Below are 24,438 nucleotides of genomic sequence, written 5' to 3'. Positions count from 1 at the left end.
ATAGAAATATAAACTTTACTAACGATGAAATATTTTAGAATATTAGTTTTCTTTTCTTTATTATATATATGCTCACTTGGAGTCGTATTTGGACAAGCCCAGATACTGATAAAAGTTCATGCAAAAGTGTGTGATGCTAATCAAAATCCAATTGACCGTGCGCTTGTTGAAAGCAAAGAACGGAGTAATGTTCAGACGACAACAGATAAGGATGGGTATTTCTCTTTAGATATGTTGCCAGGTGAACGCATTGAAGTATCCGCGGAAGGATACAGTTCCAAGTTTTTGGAAGTTTCTAAAGAACTGAAATTGATAGATTTACATTTATTGATTGAGGATACTGTTGTGGTTATATCCCCATTTAAGAACGGAAATGTAAATGATTTGTACGATGATGTTTCTGTTGTGGATATGAAAGCGTTATTGAAGAAGAACTATATTACTTACAGTCTGGATGGAATGGAGGCATTTGTACCGGGCTATAATGGGAACAGTATTTGGGGCATGGGTAGTTATTTGATGCTTGTAGATGGAATTCCTCGTGATGCTAATAATGTATTGCCAACTGAAATCGACCAAATTTCTTTTTTAAAGGGTGTCGGGGCGATTGCTTTATATGGCAGCAGAGGGGCTAAGGGAGTTATTAACATTACTACCAAAAGAGGTCAGGTATTTAACAGAAAAATTGATGTTCGTGCAAACATGGGTGCTTACGTGCCCATTGTCTATCCAAAATACTTAGGTTCAGCGGAATATATGACTTTATATAATGAAGCGAGAAATAATGATGGATTGTCTGATCTGTACACTGCTTCGACTATATATAATTATGCTTCCGGGAAAAACCCTTACAGGTACCCAAATGTTGACTATTACTCTTCTGACTATTTAAAGAATTCTTATAATAGATATGATGTAACTACCGAGATTTCGGGGGGGAATGATAAAGCTCGTTATTATACCAATATGGGTTTTTATACGGTCGGATCTCTTCTCGATTTTGGGTTGGCGAAGGAAAATGCCACAAGTCGTTTTAATTTAAGAGGTAATGTTGACATTAAGATTAATGATTTTATCACTGGTAAGATTGACGCATCAGCAACTTTTTATAATGGAAGAGGTGTGAATGCTGATTTTTGGTCTGCTGCAGCAACAATGCGCCCAAATCGTTTTACTCCATTAATACCGATAAGCATGATTGAACAGGAGGATCAGGCTTCGCTTTTGTATGTTCAGAATAGCAATCACCTCATTGATGGACAGTATATTCTTGGAGGAACCCAATTAGACCAAACCAATACGATTGCCAGTATTTACGCAGGAGGTTATAATAAATATATTTCCCGGCAATTTCAGTTCAGCTCTGGTATAGATGCTGATTTGAAAGATATATTGCCTGGTTTAAAGTTTAAATCGAAGTTTGCTGTTGATTATGCAACTGCTTATTCCTTATCCTATAATTATGATTATGCCATTTATGAACCTACCTGGAATCGTTATTCGGGAAAGGACCTGATCAGTAATTTAACCAAGTATGGAAATGATGCCACTTCCGGAAGGCAGAATGTAAGTAATAGCTGGTATAGACAGACGATTGCATTTTATGGACTATTCAGCTATGATCGGACGTTTGCGGCAAAGAATAATATTTCAGCTGAGTTGCTGGCCAACGGTTATCAGCAATCGGAATCTGAGATCTACCATAGGACGAGTAATGCAAATTTGGGGCTGCATTTAGGGTACAATTTTGAGGAGAAATATTATGTCGATTTTGACGGGGCTTATATCCATTCTGCCAAACTGCCAGAAAATCATCGGGAAGCTATTTCTCCTACGGTCTCACTGGGATGGAGAATTTCCAAGGAAGATTTTATGAATAAAAATTCTGAGGTAGTGAATGACCTGAAGTTAACCGCATCTGCCGGTATATTGAATACGGATCTTGATATCTCCGATTATTATATGTATCAGGGGTATTATACAGTCAGTGGTTCCTGGTTCGGCTGGAAAGATGGTTCAGGTTTCCAGGCAACGGAATCAAGACGGGGAGGTAACCCAGAAATGAGATTCCCAAAGAGAAAAGAAATCAATTTAGGGTTTAATGGCACCTTTTTTAAAAGAATCTTAGATGTGAATGCACACTTTTTTGTCAATAAAATTGAAGGAAACCTTATTCAGGCCTCTGTGCTTTTCCCTTCTTATTTTACTACAGGTTATCCGGTATCGTCCTTTATTCCATATGTTAACTATGAGGATGACAAAAGAGTCGGATTTGACTTTGGCGTTAGCTTAAAAGAGACGGTTGGCCAGCTAAATTTGAATTTGGGCGTTAATGGAACTTACTATAAAACCGTGGCTGCTAAGAGGGCTGAGGTTTATGCTGATGGTTATCAATATCGCCAGGGGACGCCGATCGATGGAATTTGGGGACTACAAAGTGTTGGATTTTTCGAAAGCCTGGATGACATTGCAAAATCTCCAGTCCAGTCTTTTGGAGAAGTACATCCTGGGGATATTAAATATAAAGATCAAAATGGTGACGGAGAAATTAATGCACAAGATGAGGTGTTTTTAGGCAAGGCCGGTTGGAGCGGCTCACCATTTACGTTTGGAATCAATCTTACGGCAAAATGGAAAAAATTAACCTTATTCTTGTACGGAATTGGTCGCTATGGAGCATACGGATTAAAAAATAATAGTTATTACTGGGTGTCCGGAGACGGCAAGTATTCTGAGATTGTCCGTAATAGGTGGACAGAAGCTACAAAAACGACGGCTACTTATCCAAGGCTTACAACAAATAGCAGTGATAATAATTTTAGAACATCCGACTTTTGGATGTATAAGACGGATAGGTTTGATCTTGCAAAGGTTCAACTCAGCTATGATATGAGTGATCTGTTGAAGGCAAAAAAGTTTGTGAAGGCTTTAAATGTTTATATAAGTGGGGCAAACCTGCTGAAAGTTTCGAAAGAGCGTGAGGTCCTTGAGTTGAGTGTCGGGTCTGAACCGCAAACAAGATTTTATAATATTGGTGTGACTGCACAATTTTAATTAGTAAAAAATTAATGGTATGAAAAGTAAATTATTGATTTTTGCGGTCGCTGTCACTATAGGAATGATAAGTTGTAAAGATTTAATTGTTCCTCAAATTGAAAATAACAGACAACTTGAGGATTCTTATAATGCAAGCGATGCCAAATTTCCCTATGGTCTTATATTGAATGGATATGACCGAATTCCGGTAAACTCATGGTCCTTTAACGATGTTGCGACTGACGATGCAGTGACCAATGATAAGAATAGCGGTTACCTGAAAATGGCAACCGGCCAATGGGCGGCTAACAATAATCCTGTCGATGAATGGTCCAGGTGCTATTCGGCTATTCAGTATATGAATTTGATATTAGAACAGATTGATAAGATCACGTGGACAGAAGACTCTGCCGTTGCAAAGTTATTCTCCATGCGTGTCAAAGGAGAGGCTTATGGTTTAAGAGCTTTGTTTTACTTTTATTTGCTTCAGGCGCATGCAGGTATTGGAGAGAATGGTGAATTATTAGGGGTACCCATTATCTTACATTCTCAGGCAGTGGGAGACGATTTTAATTTGCCTCGTGCTACTTTTAAAGAATGTGTGGATCAGATTAACATAGATTTAAAGCAGGCAATTGATTTGCTTCCTGTTGATTATAAGGATTTAATAGATAATTCTCAGGTACCTGCAAAATATGGGGGTATAACTAAAGAACAGTTTAACAGGGCGATGGGAAAGGATATGAGTGGATTGCTATCTGGTCGAATTGCTATGGCGATAAAAGCAAAGACTGCCTTATTGGCTGCCAGTCCAGCCTTCAGCGCTGCGGCAGCCAATACATGGGCTGATGCCGCTAATGATGCAGGTGACATCATTAAAATAAATGGTGGTGTAGGAGGGCTTGCTGCAAATGGATTGACTTGGTATGCTAATGCCAGTGAAATTGCCGGCTTGGCGGAAGGTCAGAACCCCCCGGAAATTCTATGGCGTTCTAATTACGGAGAGAGCAATAATCTTGAAGCTGACAATTTTCCTCCTACTCTAAATGGCAGGGGCCGTGTGAACCCAACGCAGAATCTGGTAGATGCTTTTCCAATGGCAAATGGATATCCAATTTCATTGTCATCAAGTGGGTACGATAGCGGGAACCCGTATTCAGGCAGAGATAAACGCCTCAATTCATTTATTATTTTTGATGGGTCCTCTGCCGGTGTAAGTAATTCAATTATTCATACTTCAGAGGATGGAGGTACAAATGATGGAATAAATATTACCGAAACGTCTACAAGAACTGGCTATTATTTAAAGAAACTGCTTCGTCAGGATGTTAATTTAAGCAGTAGTTCGACGACAACTCAACGTCATTACAAACCTTTAATAAGATATACGGAAATTTATTTAATATATGCTGAGGCGGCTAATGAAGCCTGGGGGCCTCAAGGCAAGGGCGCTTTTGGCTTTTCTGCTTATGATGTTATTAAGGCCATAAGAAACAGGGCAGGAATAGGTGCCACGAATGGAGACGCTTATCTTGAATCCATTAGGAGTGATAAAGAGAAAATGCGTCAATTGATCCGAAATGCCCGTAGAATTGAATTGTGTTTTGAAGGATTTCGTTTTTGGGACTTACGAAGGTGGCATGAGAATTTAACTGAAACTGCAAAGGGCATTAATATAAAGAATAATAAGTTTTCTGTAATTAGTGTTGAGAACCGTTTATATAAAAGTTATATGGAGTATGGGCCTATTCCATATGGTGAAACATTGAAGTTTAGTAATCTATTACAAAATAAAGGATGGTAGTTATTGAAATCGGTCAGGATAGAAAATTGTAAAATTGTATAAAAATGAACAACAGAAGATTATTGATAATATTGGCGGTAATTTTATTTACCAGCTGTCATAATAAGGAGCAAATATTCCCAGATTATGAATATCAAACGGTTTACTTTTCTTACCAACATCCCGTGAGGACGATTACTCTGGGAGAGGATATTGTAAATACTGACCTTGATAATGCACATAGATGTATGATCTATGCAACTTTAGGAGGTGTTTATGTCAATAGAAAGAATGTCAGTGTGAATTTCAGCGTAGATAATAGTCTCATTTCGGGTGTTACCTTTAAAGATGGATCCGCAGTTAAGGCGATGCCATCAAGCTATTACACATTAGGCGCTAATACAATAGTGATTCATAAAGATAGCCTCTCTGGTGGCGTAGATGTTCAATTAACCGATGACTTTTTTAAAGATCCGGATGCAATTAAGAATACATATGTGATTCCACTGAAACTGACAGATGTGACTAATGCGGATTCAATTATCAGTGATAAGAATTATATTCTTTATGCAGTAAAGTATATAAATCCGTGGCATGGATATTACCTGCGTAGAGGAGTTGATAACATAACCGGGAAAAACGGCAATACGGCATTGAATTCGACTAATATCCGCCATCAGCAATATGTTGAAAAGGATGATATTGAGTTATTGACTACAAAGGCATTACATACCATTACTTTTCCTTTAGTATTCAAAGATAAAGATGGAACTAATATAAATTGCAGTTTGTTGCTTGATTTTGATGATCAGCATAATTGTACCGTTCGTTCTGGTACACAGGGTGTCACCGCTACCGGAACTGGAAAGTTCGTAAAGAGGGGGGAAAAGAACAGTTGGGGAAATGTGGACCGGGACGGATTGTATCTGGAATACGAGATAGATTTTCCTGATATGCATATAGTCACAAAAGATACACTGGTTATGAGAAACAGAGGTGTGAAAATGGAAACCTTCTAAACTGTTCCAATATTTAAAATTATTTTATTATGAAGAGCTTCAAATATTATGCTGGGCTTCCAATGGTTTTAATTGGAATACTGATTTTTTCAGCATGTTATAAGTATAAACCGCTTGATTTTTCATTTAATAAGCCGGAAGAAGTAGCAGCACAAGAAGATATTGATTCTTATCCGGCACTTAAGTCTCTTATTGATAGTACTAAATATGGCTCATTTAGGTTAGGGGCGGCAGTCTCCTTATCTGAGTATAATAAGAAAGGAGTCTTATACCGGCTGATTAATAGAAATTTCCAGGAGATTGCAGTTGGTTATGAAATGAAGCATGGTGCCGTGGTTCAAAGTGATGGCAGCTTGAACCTGGATAATGTAAATTTACTACTTAAAAATGCTGAGGAGGCGGGTATTACGGTTTATGGACATACCTTATGCTGGCATGCAAACCAGAATGCGGCATATCTTAATAGTCTTATTGCTCCTGAGGTCGTGGAATCTAATAATAATTTATTAGACCTAACTGGTTTAAAGGACGGTTCTTTTGATAATTGGACAGTTAATGGGGCGTCATCCAAGTCAGTTGAAGAGGCGATGGGGCAGAATGGGGGTAAGGCGATTAAGCTGGTTTCTTCTTCTTCAGCTAAAAATGCCTGGGACCTGAGTATGAAGACGCCATTGATTTCAATTGATCAAGGTCAGCAGTATGTTGTGAGTTTTTATATTAAATCTGATAAAGCGGGTAGGGGCCGGATTTCATTTAGCGGGGATCTGAGCAATCAGTACCCATGGATGGATTGGATGGGGACTGGAACTGCATCTGAATATTTTGAAACAAATGGCGACTGGAAGCAGGTTAAATTTTTAGTCAGTGGATTTAATGGTTCAGCCAGTACTTTTAGCTTTAATTTTGATTTAGGGTATCTTTCTGGAGTCAGCTATTACATTGATTTATCAAGCTTGTCAGTCGAAGATAAAGACGTCAGTGCGGGTCTTGACGCAAATTTATTTGCGAATGAAGATTTTGAATCTGGTATATTATCCGGATGGAATGGCTGGGGCAATAATTCAACCCGTGGAGTAGTTGCTGCACAAGGTTATAATGGCAGTTATGGATTAAAAATGGTTAATCCATCTGTTGTCAATTCATGGGAAGCCCAAACTGCCTATGATTTCACGACTCCGTTTCAAGATGGATCAACCTATAAATTGAGTTTTTATGTAAAAGGTTCGGTCGAAGGGAGTATGTCTGCATCATTGCAAGAGACGACTAGCTATGCGAGTGATAATTTTCCATCATTTAACGTTACTACTGAATGGAAGAAGATAGAGCTTGAAGCAACTGTATCAGCTGGAGACAGAACCAGATTCCTTTTTAGTTTTGGTAATTATGCAGGCACCCTGCTTATTGATAATATTAGCCTTCAAAGAGAAAATCCTGATTTGGGTACTCGACTTATTGAGAAAACGTCAGAAGAGAAAAAAGCGATTATTACGACGGCGCTGGATAAATGGATATCAGGCATGGTCACAAATAGTAAGAGCTACGTTACTTCGTGGGATATAGTAAATGAACCTATGGATGATGGGAATCCGTATAATCTAAAATCAGGTATTGGGAAAACCCTTAAATCCGATGAGTTTTATTGGCAGGATTACCTCGGCAAGGACTATGCAGTAACTGCTATAAAACTGGAAAGAAAATATGGCAATGCGAATGATAAGTTATTTATTAATGATTACAATTTAGAGTACGATCTAAATAAGTGTAAGGGGTTGATTCAATATGTCAGTTACGTTGAAAGCAAGGGTGTCAAAGTTGACGGTATTGGGACTCAGATGCATATCGACATAAATGCCGATTCTGGTAAAATTGTTCAGATGTTTCAATTATTGGCCGCTACCGGGAAATTGATTAAAGTCTCAGAATTAGACATAGGTCTTGGCAATAGCACCCAAACGGCGGATGCGACTCCGGATCAATATCTGAAGCAGGCCGCCATGTATAAGTTTGTCATCGATCAATACTTTAAAAACATACCGGCAAAGCAGCGATACGGCATTACGATTTGGAGCCCATTAGACAGTCCGGCTAATTCTGGTTGGCGTGCTGGGGAACCCATTGGCATTTGGTCAGAAGCCTATGTTCGTAAGTTGGCATATGAATATGTTGCTAATGCAGTTAAAGAAAATTTGGGGAAATGAGTCGAATATAAAAATATTGTTATCAGATTAACGGGACACTATTAGATGTAAAAGAGGTGTCCCTGGAGAATGCCAAGTGTCAATTGCTACTATCCTGGAATCATTAAATTCCTGAATAGTAGCAATTGTTATATAAAAATCTGAATTGGTCTTTGGGATTTGTCTGTAGATAAAGATGCTCGAGGTTTAAAAATATTTGTTGAAATAACAATTAAATATTAAGTTTGATGCCTGAAAGTTGATTTATGGCTGCTTGTATGCAATCGATTGTAATTATTTGATATTACATCGATAATATACAATGAATTTAAATGATGCTATACCGGTAATTTATTTGAAAGAATTCATTGAGTGTATAATTGGCCCAATTTTCTGGATTCCCAAATCGGTCTCATTGCGTTTAATTAATAATTTTTAATCATATTTATCATGTGGAAAAAACATTTATTGGCACTTTTGGTGAGTGCATTTTTATTTGTATTGGGCACGAATGGCCAGCAAGTCGTAAATGCGGCTCCTAAAGGATATGATGTTCCGCAGCAAGGTATCCTTCACGGAAATATTGATACGATCAGTTACCAATCGAAGACTGTTGGTAATTTACGAAAAGCACTGGTATATACACCGCCTGGCTATTCGAAGAAGACGAAATATCCGGTACTTTATTTATTACATGGAATTGGTGGGGATGAATTTGAGTGGTTGCATGGGGGCCATCCGGAAGTTATATTGGACAATTTGTATGCCAAGGGAAAGCTGACTCCCATGATCGTTGTGTTGCCAAATGGCCGGGCGATGAAAGATGACAGGCCGACAGGCAATATAATGGCTAAAGATAAAGTTGAGGCGTTTGCCAATTTTGAACAGGATCTTTTAAATGACCTTATTCCGTATGTGGAAAAGCATTTTCCCGTTTTGAAAGATGCAAATCATCGCGCAATTGCTGGTTTGTCTATGGGGGGCGGTCAGTCTTTAAATTTTGGATTAGGCAATATGGACAAATTTGCATGGGTGGGCGCTTTCTCGGCCGCACCCAATACTAAATTACCACAAGTCTTGGTGCCAGATCCTCAAAAAGCCAATAATGAATTGAAGTTGTTATGGATTTCAGTGGGAGATAATGATGGCTTATTAAGTTTTAGTGAACGGACCCATAAATACCTTACGGCAAAGAATGTACCCCATATTTTTTATTTAATGCATGGTGTGCATGATTTTCATGTATGGAAAACGTCCCTTTATTTATTTTCTCAACTATTGTTTAAACCTGTTGACCAGTCTACTTTTGATAAATATAGTGTGGTCGGTTTGCCGGCAAGTACGAATATTCGTGGTGCAAAGTATCCGCAGATACTGCCTGATAGCCGTGTAATATTTCAGGTTAGGGCGCCTGAGGCTTCATCGGTTCAAATAGACCTGGGTAGAAAATATGATATGGTGAAAAAGGATGATGGCGTATGGACGGTGACTACGGATTCAATCAGTGAAGGATTTCATTATTATTCGTTGTTGATTGACGGGGTGGCGGTCGCTGATCCTTCTAGCCAGACTTTTTACGGAATGGGCCGGATGGCGAGCGGAATTGAGATCCCATTTGATGGGGATAGATATTACGAGTTGAAAGAAGTGCCACACGGCGTTATTCGCATACAAAAATACTTTTCTTCCGTAACACATTCCTGGAGGCAAATGTATATTTATACACCACCTGGATATGAAGCCAGTGCGGCTAAATTCCCAGTATTGTATTTGTTACACGGTGGTGGAGAAGATGAAACTGGTTGGGCGGCGCAAGGAAAAGCCAGCTTGATTTTAGATAATCTGATTGCAGAGCAGCAGGCAAAGCCGATGTTGATTGTTATGCCCGATGCTAATTTAGGGGCAGGAGGATTTAATGAGAAGTCAGTTGGAACGGCTTTAAAAATGTTTCAGGCGGAGATGACAGATGCTGTTATTCCATTTATTGAAAATAATTACAAAGCACTGAAGGGTCCTGATAACAGAGCGCTTGCTGGATTGTCATTTGGCGGGTTACATACGCTTTATACTGGCCTTCAGAAGGATCATAAATTTTCTTACTTAGGTGTGTTCAGCTCAGGATGGATATTGCCGATGTTACAACCTTTTGCAGGTGCACAGTATTCTTTTTTAGAAAAGAATGCGGATAAAGTCAACAAGGATTTGAAGGCTTTTTGGATTTCTGATGGCAGCAAAGAAGATATCGCCTATAAAAATTGCCAGGCTATGTTGAGAAAATTGGATGAATTACACATAAAACATACTTATTTTGAGTATCCGGGCGGCCACACCTGGCCGGTATGGAGAATGGATTTATACAAATTCTTACCAATATTGTTTAAATAGAGAAATATAAATTATGAGATCATTTTTCGTTGTCATTGGGTTATTTATAGTTTCATATCCGGTTTTTGGACAAAAGAAGGTGGTTATGACGAGTCCGGACAAGGCAATTGAAGCCATTTATTATCCGGAAAAAGTTTCCTTTGAAGTAAGGTCTCATCGTCAGCCTGTACTTGGTTTGTCAAAATTAGGTGTCATCCGATCTGACGCCGACTTTTCCAGGAATCTGAAAGTTATTAAAGTTCGTCCCGCCGTTTTTGTTAATGATGCTTATAATATGAAAAATGCGAAGAAGCATCATATTGTATACAAAGCATTAAAGACGGTCATTGAGACAGAGACGGATGAGGGTAAAAAAATGAATATAGTGTTTCAGCTGTCTAATGATGGTGTGGGATTTCGATACGAATTCCCAGAACGTTCAGACAAAATTCATTACATAACTTCTGAAGCTACCTCTTTTCATTTTTATCCAGACACCCACGTCTGGCTTCAACCCAAAGCAGAATCGCAAACTGGGTTTGAACATACTAATCCTTCTTATGAAGCGCATTATATAATGGATAAGCCATTAGATTCAATCCGGTACAACAAGAATGGATGGGTGTATCCGGCTATGTTTAAGGTGAAGGGCACGTGGATGTTAATTACTGAAGCAGATTTAGGCAGAACTTATTGCGGCACTTCCCTTCAACAAGGGGACACAAAAAATGATTTCAATATAAATTTTCCCGAAGCGGCTGAAAAGATTCCTGGAGGTGCGTTATTTCCTGAATCTGAATTGCCCTGGAAAACGCCCTGGAGAATAATTGCTATTGGGAGTCTGAAAGAGATAGCTGAGTCTACATTAGGTACTGACCTGGCAGCCCCTTCTGTATTAAATGATTCGAAATTTGTTCAACCAGGGAAGGCATCCTGGAGTTGGATATTGGAAAAGGATAATGGCACTGTATTCCCTGTTCAAAAGCAGTATATTGATTATGCGGCTAATATGAATTGGAATTACTGTCTGATTGATGCAGGCTGGGATAAAAGTATTGGCTATGATTCGGTTAAGATTTTAGCGGATTATGCCAGGGAAAAAAATGTGGGTATTCTTTTATGGTATAATTCTGCAGGTAACTGGAATACGGTCAAGTTTACACCCAGGGACAAATTACTTACTCATGAAAGCAGGATGGCGGAATTCGCTCGCATTTCAAAAATGGGTATCAAGGGTATTAAGGTTGATTTTTTTGGTGGAGATGGCCAATCGATGATCGCTTATTATCAAGACATTCTGATTGACGCGGCCAAATGGCATTTATTAGTAAATTTCCATGGAGCGACACTTCCCAGAGGACTCCAGAGAACCTACCCAAATTTTATAACTGCAGAAGCGGTACTGGGGTATGAAATGATTACTTTCAGTCAGTATAATGCGGATGTAGCTCCTTCGCATATGATTATGAGTGCTTTTGCTCGGAATGCTTTTGATCCGATGGATTTCACACCGATGAATTTATATAAGATTCCGAATATTAAGCGGGCAACGACTTCTGCTTTCGAACTAGCCACAGCCGTTGTTTTCTTATCTGGTATACAACACTATGCCGAAAGCCCGGAAGGAATGACCCATGTACCTTCATTTGTCAAAGACTTCTTGCGCAAATTACCTGGCTATTGGGATGATGTAAAGTTTATCAGTGGATATCCAGGTAAGTCTTATGTAGTCGCAAGGAAAAAAGGCAATTCATGGTATGTCGCTGGTCTGAATGCGGGTAAAGAAGATACTGTTTTGCATCTGGATCTGTCTTTTTTAAAAGGCAAGAAAGCTGAGATGATATATACGCCGGATAATAATGAACCTAATAGTTTCAAGCAAAAGGTGTTGAATATTCCTGCAAACGGGATGGTAGAGGTGACCTTACATGGCAATGATGGCTTTACAGCCGTTTTTCATTAGGTTAATTACCAAGATATTAATTGTTATAAATTTTAAAGTGTTCATAAGCCTGATTTATGAATGTATTGATGTTGTTGCAATTTTAATAGGGAGTTGTATCCTTTAAGTAGACGGCTGACATGATTGTTACTCAGATTGCAATACTTGAAACAGCTACAGTTGTTATCCGCCCTAATAGTGAGGGATCAATGACTGTAGCTGTTAATTTTTAAGGAGGCGACGTTCAACTCATGCGTGAGAACCTATTACAAATTCAATATTTGAATTCCTGTAAGCAACCAGGTGACCTTGATTTATTCACTAGCGTACCTTTCATCATTTAGATTACTGGATAGTCATATTTCTGGGTTGCTGACGGCTACCGGTAAGCTATTCAAATAATTGCCGGGAACCTGTTATGAGTGAAAATTCCAATGTGTTTTGTGCCAAATCCAAATTGATGCTGCCCATAGCGGTTCTGTTATTTTCCCAGCCATTTAGATGAATTGTTTATTAACAACTTGTATGAAATTGTGCGGTTTGTTAGTTTTCTATGACCTAAATATTTTGTTTTAATTAACAGTATTTGAATTGCAATCGATTGTCATGTTTAAATTTTTATATACTTTAGCATTCTGTTTCAAAAGTGGCATTAAAGTAATTAATAATATAAATCCATAAATCTAGTGGCATTGGGGAAAAAAAAGAAATTGAATTTGATCGACTCTAAAATTGCCATCGATTGCAATTAGTGATATTTTACTTTTTAAAGTTTTTAAATTTATTCAGTTTATGCAAAACTTCGTAAAACGGAACATATTTGTTTCCTTACTATTAATGGTTGGTCTTGGCTTGTTTGCCGGGACAGATTTGTATGCTCAGGCAGGCAATTCTGTTCCCGGGCAGGTGACGGACGCCACGGGAAAGCCAATTGCAGGCGCCTCCATTCTAAACCTCAACAGTAATAAAGGGGTAACTTCGGGCCAGGACGGTGGTTTCTCAATTAATGTGTCGCCTAATGATTCGTTGCAGGTTACTTTTATCGGTTATCTAAAAAAGGTAATTGTGTATTCTGGCCAAAAGAACATTAGTGTGACCCTGGTAGCCTCAGACGCTAATTTGGGGGATGTTGTAGTCATTGGTTATGGTACACAAATGAAAGAAGCGGTTACAGGTTCCGTTGCCTCTATTTCAGGTGAAAGTTTAAAGGAAGTACCGGCGGCAAATATCTCGGATGCCATGCAAGGGCGTTTGCCTGGTGTTGCTATTTCCCAGACTTCTTCAAAACCTGGTGCAACGATGCAAATCCGTATAAGGGGTACCAGATCATTGACAGCGAATAATGATCCTTTAATTGTTCTGGACGGCATACCGTTCCCTGGAAGTATCGGGGATATTGATATGAACTCCGTAAAGAGTGTCGATATCCTGAAAGACGCTTCCGCTACGGCCATTTATGGCTCAAGGGGTGCCAATGGCGTCATCCTCATTACAACTTTTAAAGGAAAGAAAGGGCAGGATGCGCGGGTAACAGCCAGCAGCTATTATGGTTTGAGCAAAGTATTTGCTCAGTTTCCGATGATGGATGGGCCTAAATTACTGGCATTGCGTAAAGCTGCCGGACAGTTCGTAAATCAGGATGGAAGTGTACAGTTGGGTGCAGGAGAAAGCGATAGTGTCAATACGAACTGGCAGGACTTACTGTATCAGACAGGAAATGTCACTAACGAGAATGTCAATGTATCAGCAGGGACTAAGAATGGCAGTTATAATTTTGGTGCTTCTTATTATCGTAATCAGGCAGTGATACCAACGCAGAATTACCAGCGGTATGCAATTCACGGATCCATTGACCAGAATATCGGGAAATATGTGAGAATTGGCTTTACCACCAATAACAATTACAATATTACCCATGGTTCACAAGTGGGTATTTACGGCGCACTGAGTAACTCACCACTTGCCGACCCCTATAACCCAGATGGTTCCATAAAATACTCTTTTCAGATGCCATTAAGTGCAAGCTGGGTCTATACAAAAGAGGTGATAGACAGCTTAAAGGATAAATGGGCCAGCAATAACAATAATTTTGCTTCTTATAACTCATTATATGCAGAGGTTAAGATACCCTGGATACAGGGATTGGCCTACCGTGTAAATGTAGGCTTAAATATTAACTATGGCAACAGTGGCAGTTATAAAGGGGAAGGCATTAATAGTACAAATCCGTTAGATCCATCGACTGCTTCCATTGGTAATTCCGTAGGAACTGACTGGACCCTTGAAAACCTGTTAACTTACGACAGGACTTTTAATAAACATCGGATCAATGCCGTAGGTTTATTTTCTTCTGAACAGAATAGATATCACAGTACATATATCTCGGGTATCGGGATACCAGAAGATCAATTGCAATATTTTAATATCGGGACGGCCAGTGATGAAATTGACGTTTTGCCTGAGAACCAGAACTATTGGGAAAGAGGCCTGGTTTCCTGGATGGGCCGTGTAATGTATGCTTATGATAATAAATATATGATTTCTGCTACCCTGCGTTCAGATGGTGCGTCAGTATTGGCCCCCGGCCATCAGTGGCATACCTACCCTGCGGTTTCAGTGGGCTGGAATATTTCAAGAGAGTCATTTATGAAGAACCTTTCCTTTATAAATGAACTTAAATTAAGAGTCGGTGTCGGCCAAACCTCTAATCAGGCGGTAAGCCCTTATTCGACAATGGGGCGCCTTGGCACTAATTATTATAATTTTGGCGATACCTATGCCACGGGATATTATGTTTCAACGCTGCCTAATCCCAACTTAGGGTGGGAGTATTCAAAAACATGGAACTACGGATTAGATTTCGGATTATTTAATGACCGTTTATCCGGTACGATTGAATATTATATAACAAAAACAAACGGGCTTTTACAGAGTGTGGGCCTGCCGGCCACTTCAGGGGTAGGCAGTTATACCGCTAACGTAGGAAACACTGAGAACAAAGGCTTAGAACTATCTTTGAACGGAACCATTTTACAGGATAATAATGGCTGGACCTGGAACGCTGGTGTGAACCTGTCCTTTAACAGGAATAAAATTACGCACCTTGCCTCAGGTGTAATGGCAGATGTTGGAAACAGCTGGTTTGTCGGCCATCCGATCAATGTGATCTATGATTACGAACGTATCGGCCTTTGGACCGCAGCTGACAGCGCGAGTGGATTGTTGAAGCAGTTGCAGCCTGGTGGAAATGTGGGCGGCATACGTGTAAAATACACCGGGGGCTTTAATGAAGATGGTACGGCAAAAAGGCCGATTGGCGATGATGACAGACAAATCATCAATACAGATCCTTCATTTACAGGGGGCTTCAATACAAGTGTTGCTTATAAAGGATTCGATTTGGGTGTGGTTGGCGTTTTCCAGCACGGAGGCGTCCTGATAAGCACGTTGTATGGTTCAAGCGGATATCTTAACCTGATGACCGGCCGGTCCAATAATGTCGATATTGATTATTGGACGCCGACCAATACACAGGCAAGATATCCCAAACCAGGTGGGCAGATGAGCGGAGATAATCCTATTTATGGATCAACATTGGGTTATTTTGACGCCTCATATTTGAAAATCAGAACGATTACATTAGGGTATAATTTTGCAAAGAGCAGATGGCTTAAATCATCCAGTATAAGCCAGATGCGCGTTTATTTCAGTGTACAGAACCCATTTGTAATGTTTTCTCCTTATCATAGTGACACGGGTTTGGATCCAGAGACCAACTCCTACGGAGATCAGAACGCTGCAGTTTCTTCTTTTGCCCACCGTTTATTGACACAGGGGACTAACACCCCCTCCACCAGAAATTTTTTACTGGGACTTAATTTAACATTCTAAAATTATTAATAATGAATACGAAGTATATAAAACGCATATCAGGAACGTTATTGATAATGATTCTTGTCGGCGGATGCTCAAAATTCCTGAAAGAAGAGCCCAGGAGCATCTTTACTCCCGAATATTTTAAAACCGAAAAAGGGGTGCAGGGCGGTCTGACAGAGATGTATGCGCATTTGAGAAATATTTATGGTCAGGCTTATTATTATAACACCTGTGAAACAGGTACTGATGAGATGACCTATGGTCAGAGCGCAGATCAGAATTTTAAGGTCATGGATCTTTCCGGTCAGGGGGATATTACCTCCAGCACCAGTAGAGCCGATGTCATTTGGGGAACCTGCTTCACCAATATCAACACTGCAAATGGAGTAATAGAGTATGGCCAAGATGCTGGCGTTGATGCGGGTTTGCTGGCGGAGGCTAATTTCTTCAGAGCTTTTGATTATTTTCTGCTGACACAAACCTTTGGTGGTGTGCCACTGGATCTGGGCGCCGGAGATTTGAAATTTAATACCAACCCTATCGCGGCTTCTGTTCGTAATACGGTTCCCGAAGTATATACAAAATGTATATTCCCAGACTTAAAATATGCGGTGGATAATTTACCGGACAACCCCCGGTTAACAGGAGCTGCTACAAAAGCCCTGGCGCAGCTCTATTTATCAAAAGCCTATCTGACCTATGCCTGGTGGCTAAAAAACCCGAATAATATTCCGACCTTTCCTGAAACAACAAGGACGGATCCTGATGGCCATGACGCTGCCTGGTATTTTCAACAAGCCTATAATATTTCTGTAACCGCCATTGAGAATCCCGGACCTTATGCGCTTCAGCCTACGTTTTATGATGTAAATGTGGCCAGCAATGATCGCAATAAAGAAATAATGCTGTATGCGGATCATACAGAAACCAGCCAACAATATAACGGAGGCAGCTTAAGCTATGGTAGTGGCGGCGCGCCGGACAATTTTGCAGGCTGGATGATGACCTGGAACTATCCGGCAATGACAAGTAGTTCGTCTGCAACTTCCTGGACCCCGGTTAATGCCGTACAGCGGGCATCTGTACAGCCTCTTGGACGCCCTTGGGTGCGGATGGCGCCCACAATTAATGTTTTTACCAATACGTTTGCAGATAAAACGAATGATTCAAGGTACGATGGTACATTTACTACTGTTTACAGATGTAATATGGATGAATCGGGATTGAGCGCTAACTATGACAAATTATACAATGCAAATGGTCTTCCGATTTACCAGAACAGTGCTGTTCTGACCTTTTTACCTGAAGATCCTGGTCAGGCCATAGACTATTCGAACAGTGTATACAACAGTGGTATTGGTGCCGGTGTCTTGCCGGGGCGTGCAGATTTTGTCATCAGCCCGTCCGGCATCAGCAGAGTGGTATACCCCGGCCTCTGGAAGCTTGGGCCCTACCGTACTGATAATGGCTCAGGACTGGGGAATCCCAATGCGGGCAGCACAAGGCCTTACAATATCACCAAATTCTCCGAATTGTTTTTCATAGCGGCCGAAGCGGCAGTTGAAGGTGCTGCGACCAAGGCGGTTTCCGGCACCTATGCTAATGACGGATCAGCCAGAGGTTTAATAAATATTATCCGTGCAAGGGCCGGAAAATGGCAATGGAGTAATAGTGGTAACGTAGCCAAAGTTGAAGACAATAGTGCAGAGATGGTTGCGGCAACCCCATCTGTCATCACGATAGATTATATTTTGGCAGAGCGTTCCAGAGAATATTTTGGAGAAGGGTACCGGTGGTATGACCTGATCCGCACGCAGCAGTGGGCAAAACTTGCTTCCTCTTATGAAATATGTGGAAGTGGCTACGGAGACCATACCCCTGTAAAAACCGTCAGAAATATTCAGCCTTATTTATATTTAAGGCCCATCCCGCAAGGACAGTTGGATGCGATGCAGGTTAGTGATGAGCTAAAAGATCAATATCAGAACCCTGGTTATGTAAATTAGGATTGAATATTTGACCTGCACCCAAAAAGGAATTGCTCAATTGTGAAATGTTCTATGGATGGCTTACCCATCCATAGAACATTTCTATTTATCCTTATAAAAAATACCAAGAGATGAAGCGTTTAACAATAATTGCAGTCTTTTTTTTCGTCCTTCAACTGGCCCGGGGGCAGTTGGCTCGTCAATTATGGTTAAATTCAGAGGCGCCCCGAAAAGTTTCAGTAGTCAGCAACGTACATTCTGCCACCATCGATCTTGCAACCGCGGAATTAGAAAGTGCCTGGTTGGGCAATGGTGGTAAAACCGTGTATTTACAGGTGGCAAGGGATAGCTTATTAAAAAATAATGGCTTTAAGCTTGACGGTGATACGGTGTCAGCGAATTCAGATATTGGTGTTCTGTATGGCGTCTTTGCTCTTTTGAGATTACAAAGGACAGGTTCGAGGGTTGAAATGAAACGCAGTAATCCTTCTTATGAGAGAAGAATATTGAACCACTGGGATAATTTAGATGGGTCCGTTGAGCGGGGTTATGCGGGCAATTCAATATTCTGGAAGAAGGAGGAACCTTTCACGGTAACAAAAAGAGATATAAAGACTTGGAAGCAGTATGGCAGGGCAAATGCTTCAGTCGGTATTAACGGCAGCGTGCTTAACAATGTCAATGCCTCTGCTGAAATACTGACCGGCAGGTACCTGCGAAGAGTAAAGTCAATCGCAGATATTTTACGTCCATATGGAATAAAGGTATACTTGTCGGTGAATTTTGCCTCGCCGGAGTTGCTAGGGCATTTGCAGAGTGCCGATCCGTTAAATAAAGAAGTAATTGCATGGTGGACCCAAAAAATAGATGAAATTTATCGGTATGTACCTGACTTTGGAGGATTTTTGGTGAAGGCAAGCAGTGAGGGGCAGCCTGGGCCACAGGATTTTGGGCGAACACACGTCGACGGAGCCAACATGTTGGCAGACGCAATAAAGCCTCATGGAGGGATTATTATGTGGCGGGCTTTTGTTTATAGCGCTAATGAAACAGACCGGGCCAAACAAGCTTATACTGAATTCTTACCGTTTGATGGCAAATTCAGGGACAATGTAATTATTCAGGTCAAAAATGGTCCGGTTGACTTCCAGCCCAGAGAGCCGTTCAGCCCTTTATTTGGTGCAATGAAGCATAGCTCAGTGATGCCTGAATTTCAGATAACGCAGGAGTATTTGGGGCATTCTAATTATCTGGTTTTTCTTTCCACGCTCTGGGAAGAGGTACTCAATAGCGATACGTATCAATACGGAAAAGGAAGCACCGTTGCGAGGTGTACAGACGGAACATTATCAGATCGACCGCATACAGCCATTGCAGGGGTAGCCAATATTGGCCTGGATACCAACTGGTGTGGTCATATTTTTGCGCAGGCCAATTGGTATGCGTTCGGTCGCCTGTCCTGGAACAACCGGTTAAGCAGTCGGAAGATTGCCAATGAATGGTTGATACAGACATTTTTGACGGATAGCATGCGTAGCAAAGGCGCTTCCTTTGCCAGGACCTGGGAAAACCAATTCCTTGTGCCGGTGCGGCGGCTCATGTTACAGAGCAGGGAAACCACCGTCAACACCATGACACCTTTAGGATTGCACCATATTATGTCTGCCAATGGACATTATGGTCCCGGACCTTGGTGGGCCCCCAAAGGGGTGCGGCCGGACTGGACACCGCCTTATTATCATCAGGCATCAAAAACGGGCATCGGCTTTGATCGAACAAAAACGGGCAGTGATGCTGTGACGCAATACCATACACCGTTGGACTCAATTTATAATAACCTGGCCACCTGTCCCGAAAATTTATTATTATGGTTCCATCATGTTCCCTGGACCTATAAGTTGAAGGATGGGCAAACCCTTTGGGAAGGCCTTTGTCGTCATTATGATAAAGGTGTTAAGCAAGTTCGTGAATTTCAGCAGATCTGGAGTAGAGCGCGTGGTTTTGTGGACCGCGACAGATTTATTGCTGTCAAAAAGAAGCTGGAAAAACAATACCAGGGAGCCAGGCTTTGGAAGGATGCCTGCATTCAGTATTTCCAGACTTATAGCCAAATGGCGCTTCCTTCGGATGTTGAAAAGCCCGCTGAGTCCCTGCGTACCATTCAGGCGAATGAGTTCCGGGTAAGGATAAAGTAATTTTTTTTTGTTGTGGCTTCCAGTTACAACCAGAATGTACCTTCAAAATAAGGTAGCGGCGTAGACAATTTAAAAATTAATTATTAAAAGAAATGATAATGTACCGTAAAACCCGAATTATTTTAATTTTGTTGCTCGTCTGTTCTCAGGCATATAGTCAGTTAAGGTATACCAATCCGGTACTTGCCGGATTTTACCCCGATCCCAGTATTTGCAGGGTGGGAGATGATTATTATCTGGTGAATTCCAGCTTTTCATATTTTCCCGGACTGCCGATATTTCATAGCAGGGATCTGGTAAATTGGCGTCAGATTGGCAATGCGATGGACCGCAATAGCCAGTTACAACTCGGGAACGGAGGGGTTTCCAGAGGTCTATTCGCACCTACACTACGTTATCATAATGGGGTGTATTATATCATGTGCACAAATGTGTCACAGGGGGGTAATTTTATTATTACTGCCAAAAATCCGGCCGGGCCTTGGAGCGACCCTATATTTACACCGGATGCCAGCGGGATTGATCCATCTTTATTTTTTGATGACGATGGCAAAGTGTACATCACCTACAACAGCGAAGCGCCGGATAATAAGCCGCTCTATGATGGTCATCGGACAATTCGATTGATTGAATATGATATCCGGCAAATGAAAGCAATAGGGACGAATAAGATACTGGTTAATGGAGGGACGAATCTTGACGAAAAGCCGATTTGGATAGAAGGGCCACATTTATATAAAATAAATGGCTGGTATTACTTGATGTGTGCACAAGGCGGTACAGGATTTAATCATACCGAAGTTATCTTTAGGAGTAAAAAGGTTGATGGTCCATATCTTTCCTATAAAGGGAACCCGATTTTGTCACAGCTTACATTGGATAAAAACAGAAAAGACCCGGTCACCTCCACCGGTCATGCAGATCTGGTGGAGACTCCGGACGGTAAGTGGTATGCGGTATTTTTGGGGTGCCGTCCGTATGAGAGCGATTATTACAATACAGGTAGAGAGACTTTTCTCGCACCTGTTAAGTGGAAAGAAGGCTGGCCGGTTATCCTGGATTCTGATCTTGCCCTGCCCTATACGTTCCCGGTGCCTTCAGATACAATAAAAAAGGTGTATAACCCCTTCAGCGGTAACTACACTTTCAGGGATGATTTTGATAAGGCTGTTTTAGATAACCGGTTTTTGATGTTGAGAAATCCGACTGCGGGACTATATACAATTAAGGACGGTCAATTGCATCTGCCTTTGAAAAAGATAACTGCTTCAGGCGACGGTAACCCGGCTTTTATAGGATTCCGGCAAGCTCATTTAAAAGGCACCGCAACGGTGAGTATGGATTTCTCCGCCAATAAAGAAAATGAAAAAGCAGGCATCATGATTTTTCAAAGTGAACACGCATTCTATTATCTCTGTAAATCCGTCAAAGATGGAAAACCGGTAGTCTCGCTGTATAAAGCGGGATCAGTTTCGGACCAGGATATGGCTTTGTTGGCGCAGGCACCGTTATCTAAAAGCCGGTCTTTACAATTGAGAATAGTAGCCAATGGTGCCCATTACGGATTTCAGTATGCTCAAAAGCCGAATCAGTGGGTTACTTTAAAATCTGGTGTAGACGGCAAATTGCTGAGCACAAAGGATGCCGGCGGATTTGTGGGCTGTTTATATGCTTTGTACGCAACCTCCCTGGGAGAAGACAGCCATCTTGGTGCTGCCTATAATTGGTTTGAGTATAAAGGAAGCGATGATGCCTACAAATTGCAATAGTGGTAGAAATTACTGTCCGCAAAGGCGGCTAGTGGGTTTTGCGGTTTACCACGAGTAAATAATTATCCTGCGCCGGTCATAATTTGATGTGGCGATCATTTTTAAAATGATGTTTAAGAAACCATTATACCTAAGCGAGATGATTTTTATAAAAAAAACGGAAGTGATGCAAAAAAAGCTAGTCTTGTGGTTAATATGCGTTTTGATAGTTGTAACGACGACTATTCCGGCCGCAGCCCAGGTGAAATTACCAAGCCTGGTTAAGGATAGTATGGTATTACAAAGAGGTCATTCAATCAAGATTTGGGGCTGGGCCTCCAAAGGTGAGAAAATAAAAGTGAGATTTAACGGCCGGGAATTCGCCGCCAAAGCCGGTAATGACCTCAAATGGTCGGTACAGCTGCCAGCTATGCCGGCCGGAGGCCCTTATACCATGACCATAAAAGGCAAAAATACAATTAAGTTAAAGGATATTCTGATCGGAGATGTCTGGCTCTGTTCGGGTCAGTCAAATATGGTTCACCAGCTTTTCCTACATTCTGTATATTACCCAAATGCAATCAAAAACGCTCATTATCCGGAAATACGGCAGTTTTGGGTGCCTAATATACCTGTTTTAAAAGGACCGGCTGACAGTTTGAATGGCGGTGCCTGGAAGCCTGCGACCCCGGCATTCGTGGGTAGTTTTTCTGCTGTGGCCTATTTTTTTGCTAAAGCTATTTACGAAAAATATCATGTTCCCATTGGTATTATAAATGCCAGTGTAGGCGGTACCCCCATTGAAGCATGGATAAGCGATGATGGCTTCAAGGGATTTCCCGCAATCGAAAGTCAGATACAAGACCACAAAGCCCCGGGCTTTTTAGACGGTATAAAAAACAAAACATCTGGCTTTAAAAAAACAGCTGTAATGGATAAAGGGGTGGATGGCTCCCAGCCATGGTATTCAACGGCATACACACCGAAAGGCTGGCGGCAAATTGGCATTCCCGGTTACTGGGAGGATCAGGGCGTGAAGGATTTGAATGGCGTGGTCTGGTACAGAAAAATCATTGATGTACCTGGGCGAATGACCGAAAAAGAAGCAAAGGTCTTTTTAGGCAGAATCGTGAACGCAGATGAATTATATATTAACGGACAAAAAGTAGGCAGTACCACTTATGAATATCCACAAAGAAGGTATGCCGTTCCCAGAGACTTACTCAGGGCAGGCAAAAATCTTTTTGTGATCAAGGTGCAGAATTTTTTTGGAAAGGGCGGATTTGTTCCTGATAAACCCTATTGCCTGATTGCCGGCACGGATACATTGGATTTAAAGGGATATTGGCAGTATAAGGTGGGGGCCGTTTTTGCACCACCTAAGCACAAAGGCCTGCCGCCGACTCATTTCTCCCTTCAGAATGCGCCGGCTGCCTTATATAACGGTATGGTTGCTCCACTGATTAATTATGGCATAAAGGGCATTTTATGGTACCAGGGGGAAAGCAATATAGGAACAAAAAATTATGCCGGACTGATGCAAAACTTAATTGAGGATTGGCGTAACAAATGGAAACTGGGGGATATTCCGTTTTTATTTGTCCAATTGCCAGGCTTCGGAGATTTTAATTATTTGCCAGCGCAAAGCGGGTGGGCAGAGCTAAGGGAGGCTCAGTTGAAAACTTGTGCTATCAGGAATACAGGTATGGCAGTGACCATAGATCTAGGTGAATGGAATGATATACATCCGGACAGAAAAAAGCCGGTAGGAGACCGCCTGGCGTTAATTGCCAGGAAAATAGCTTATCATGAAAACATAGTGGCTTGCGGCCCTCTATACAAGTCCTATGAAAAACAAGGAAATAAGATTATAATATCATTCACTAACGCGGCTTTTGGTCTGATGACATCGGATGGAGAGGCGCCTCAGGAAATTGCGATTGCCGGAGCGGATAAACATTTTGTCTGGGCAGAATCTAAAATTTCGGGCGATAAACTGGAAGTCTGGAGTACAACGATTCGTGATCCTATATATGTACGTTATGGTTGGGCAGATAACCCGGTAAACCCAAATTTGTGCAATAAGAAAGGGATGCCGGCCTCTCCATTCAGCATTCGATAATATCTGCTGCTGATTTGAGCTGGTCCCCGCAGGTTGTGACAATTATTCATTTAAAGAGTCCGGAAAAATTATATTTTCCGGACTCTTTAAATGAGGCCTGGACCTAATTTGATTTTAATATTGAACAGCAAACACAGCCACGGTCACTACATATAAATGAGTGGCATAAGGTTCAGGATAAACCAATC

General features: G+C 41.2%; 11 protein-coding genes. All 11 read left to right on the top strand.

Annotated elements, in window-relative coordinates; translation table 11 throughout:
• Positions 1-24: 24 nt before the first annotated feature.
• The 11 genes from K9M52_RS08525 to K9M52_RS08475 all read left to right on the top strand — a co-directional run bounded on the left by K9M52_RS08525 (position 25) and on the right by K9M52_RS08475 (position 24,250).
• The gene (locus tag K9M52_RS08525) at positions 25-3,054 is read left to right on the top strand and encodes a SusC/RagA family TonB-linked outer membrane protein (protein WP_224071634.1); all 3,030 of its coding nucleotides are present in this window, start codon (positions 25-27) and stop codon (positions 3,052-3,054) included.
• Between the two features lie 19 nt (positions 3,055-3,073).
• The gene (locus K9M52_RS08520) at positions 3,074-4,840 is read left to right on the top strand and encodes a RagB/SusD family nutrient uptake outer membrane protein (protein WP_224071633.1); all 1,767 of its coding nucleotides are present in this window, start codon (positions 3,074-3,076) and stop codon (positions 4,838-4,840) included.
• A gap of 44 nt (positions 4,841-4,884) precedes the next feature.
• The gene (locus K9M52_RS08515; protein WP_224071632.1) at positions 4,885-5,838 is read left to right on the top strand and encodes a DUF5627 domain-containing protein; all 954 of its coding nucleotides are present in this window, start codon (positions 4,885-4,887) and stop codon (positions 5,836-5,838) included.
• A 29-nt stretch (positions 5,839-5,867) separates the two neighbouring features.
• The gene (locus tag K9M52_RS08510) at positions 5,868-8,036 is read left to right on the top strand and encodes an endo-1,4-beta-xylanase (protein WP_224071631.1); all 2,169 of its coding nucleotides are present in this window, start codon (positions 5,868-5,870) and stop codon (positions 8,034-8,036) included.
• A 429-nt stretch (positions 8,037-8,465) separates the two neighbouring features.
• On the top strand, positions 8,466-10,400 hold the full coding sequence (locus K9M52_RS08505) for an alpha/beta hydrolase-fold protein (RefSeq protein ID WP_224071630.1): 1,935 nt from the start codon (positions 8,466-8,468) through the stop codon (positions 10,398-10,400).
• Positions 10,401-10,413: 13 nt separating this feature from the next.
• A complete protein-coding gene (locus K9M52_RS08500) occupies positions 10,414-12,342 on the top strand; it encodes a glycoside hydrolase family 97 protein (RefSeq protein ID WP_224071629.1) in 1,929 nt (642 codons plus the stop codon).
• A gap of 771 nt (positions 12,343-13,113) precedes the next feature.
• Positions 13,114-16,212, top strand: coding sequence for a SusC/RagA family TonB-linked outer membrane protein (locus K9M52_RS08495; RefSeq protein ID WP_224071628.1), 3,099 nt, complete (start codon positions 13,114-13,116; stop codon positions 16,210-16,212).
• A gap of 11 nt (positions 16,213-16,223) precedes the next feature.
• Positions 16,224-18,203 (top strand): RagB/SusD family nutrient uptake outer membrane protein, encoded by a 1,980-nt coding sequence (locus K9M52_RS08490; protein WP_224071627.1) that lies wholly within the window; start codon positions 16,224-16,226, stop codon positions 18,201-18,203.
• Positions 18,204-18,316: 113 nt separating this feature from the next.
• The gene (locus K9M52_RS08485) at positions 18,317-20,380 is read left to right on the top strand and encodes an alpha-glucuronidase (protein WP_224071626.1); all 2,064 of its coding nucleotides are present in this window, start codon (positions 18,317-18,319) and stop codon (positions 20,378-20,380) included.
• Between the two features lie 98 nt (positions 20,381-20,478).
• Entirely contained in the window at positions 20,479-22,149 is a 1,671-nt protein-coding gene (locus K9M52_RS08480) for a glycoside hydrolase family 43 protein (RefSeq protein WP_224071625.1), read from the top strand.
• Positions 22,150-22,315: 166 nt separating this feature from the next.
• On the top strand, positions 22,316-24,250 hold the full coding sequence (locus K9M52_RS08475; RefSeq protein WP_224071624.1) for a sialate O-acetylesterase: 1,935 nt from the start codon (positions 22,316-22,318) through the stop codon (positions 24,248-24,250).
• Positions 24,251-24,438 lie beyond the last annotated feature (188 nt).

It is taken from the genome of Arachidicoccus terrestris (assembly GCF_020042345.1).
In the GTDB taxonomy this organism is placed as follows: domain Bacteria; phylum Bacteroidota; class Bacteroidia; order Chitinophagales; family Chitinophagaceae; genus Arachidicoccus; species Arachidicoccus terrestris.
The sequence above is the reverse complement of the archived record's forward strand: the minus strand, read 5'-3'. Positions and strand labels throughout refer to the sequence as shown.

Coding starts and splice junctions, on each gene's coding strand:
- K9M52_RS08525 (WP_224071634.1), top strand. CDS start 25: ATGAAATATTTTAGAATATTAGTTTTCTTTTCTTTATTATATATATGC.
- K9M52_RS08520 (WP_224071633.1), top strand. CDS start 3,074: ATGAAAAGTAAATTATTGATTTTTGCGGTCGCTGTCACTATAGGAATG.
- K9M52_RS08515 (WP_224071632.1), top strand. CDS start 4,885: ATGAACAACAGAAGATTATTGATAATATTGGCGGTAATTTTATTTACC.
- K9M52_RS08510 (WP_224071631.1), top strand. CDS start 5,868: ATGAAGAGCTTCAAATATTATGCTGGGCTTCCAATGGTTTTAATTGGA.
- K9M52_RS08505 (WP_224071630.1), top strand. CDS start 8,466: ATGTGGAAAAAACATTTATTGGCACTTTTGGTGAGTGCATTTTTATTT.
- K9M52_RS08500 (WP_224071629.1), top strand. CDS start 10,414: ATGAGATCATTTTTCGTTGTCATTGGGTTATTTATAGTTTCATATCCG.
- K9M52_RS08495 (WP_224071628.1), top strand. CDS start 13,114: ATGCAAAACTTCGTAAAACGGAACATATTTGTTTCCTTACTATTAATG.
- K9M52_RS08490 (WP_224071627.1), top strand. CDS start 16,224: ATGAATACGAAGTATATAAAACGCATATCAGGAACGTTATTGATAATG.
- K9M52_RS08485 (WP_224071626.1), top strand. CDS start 18,317: ATGAAGCGTTTAACAATAATTGCAGTCTTTTTTTTCGTCCTTCAACTG.
- K9M52_RS08480 (WP_224071625.1), top strand. CDS start 20,479: ATGTACCGTAAAACCCGAATTATTTTAATTTTGTTGCTCGTCTGTTCT.
- K9M52_RS08475 (WP_224071624.1), top strand. CDS start 22,316: ATGCAAAAAAAGCTAGTCTTGTGGTTAATATGCGTTTTGATAGTTGTA.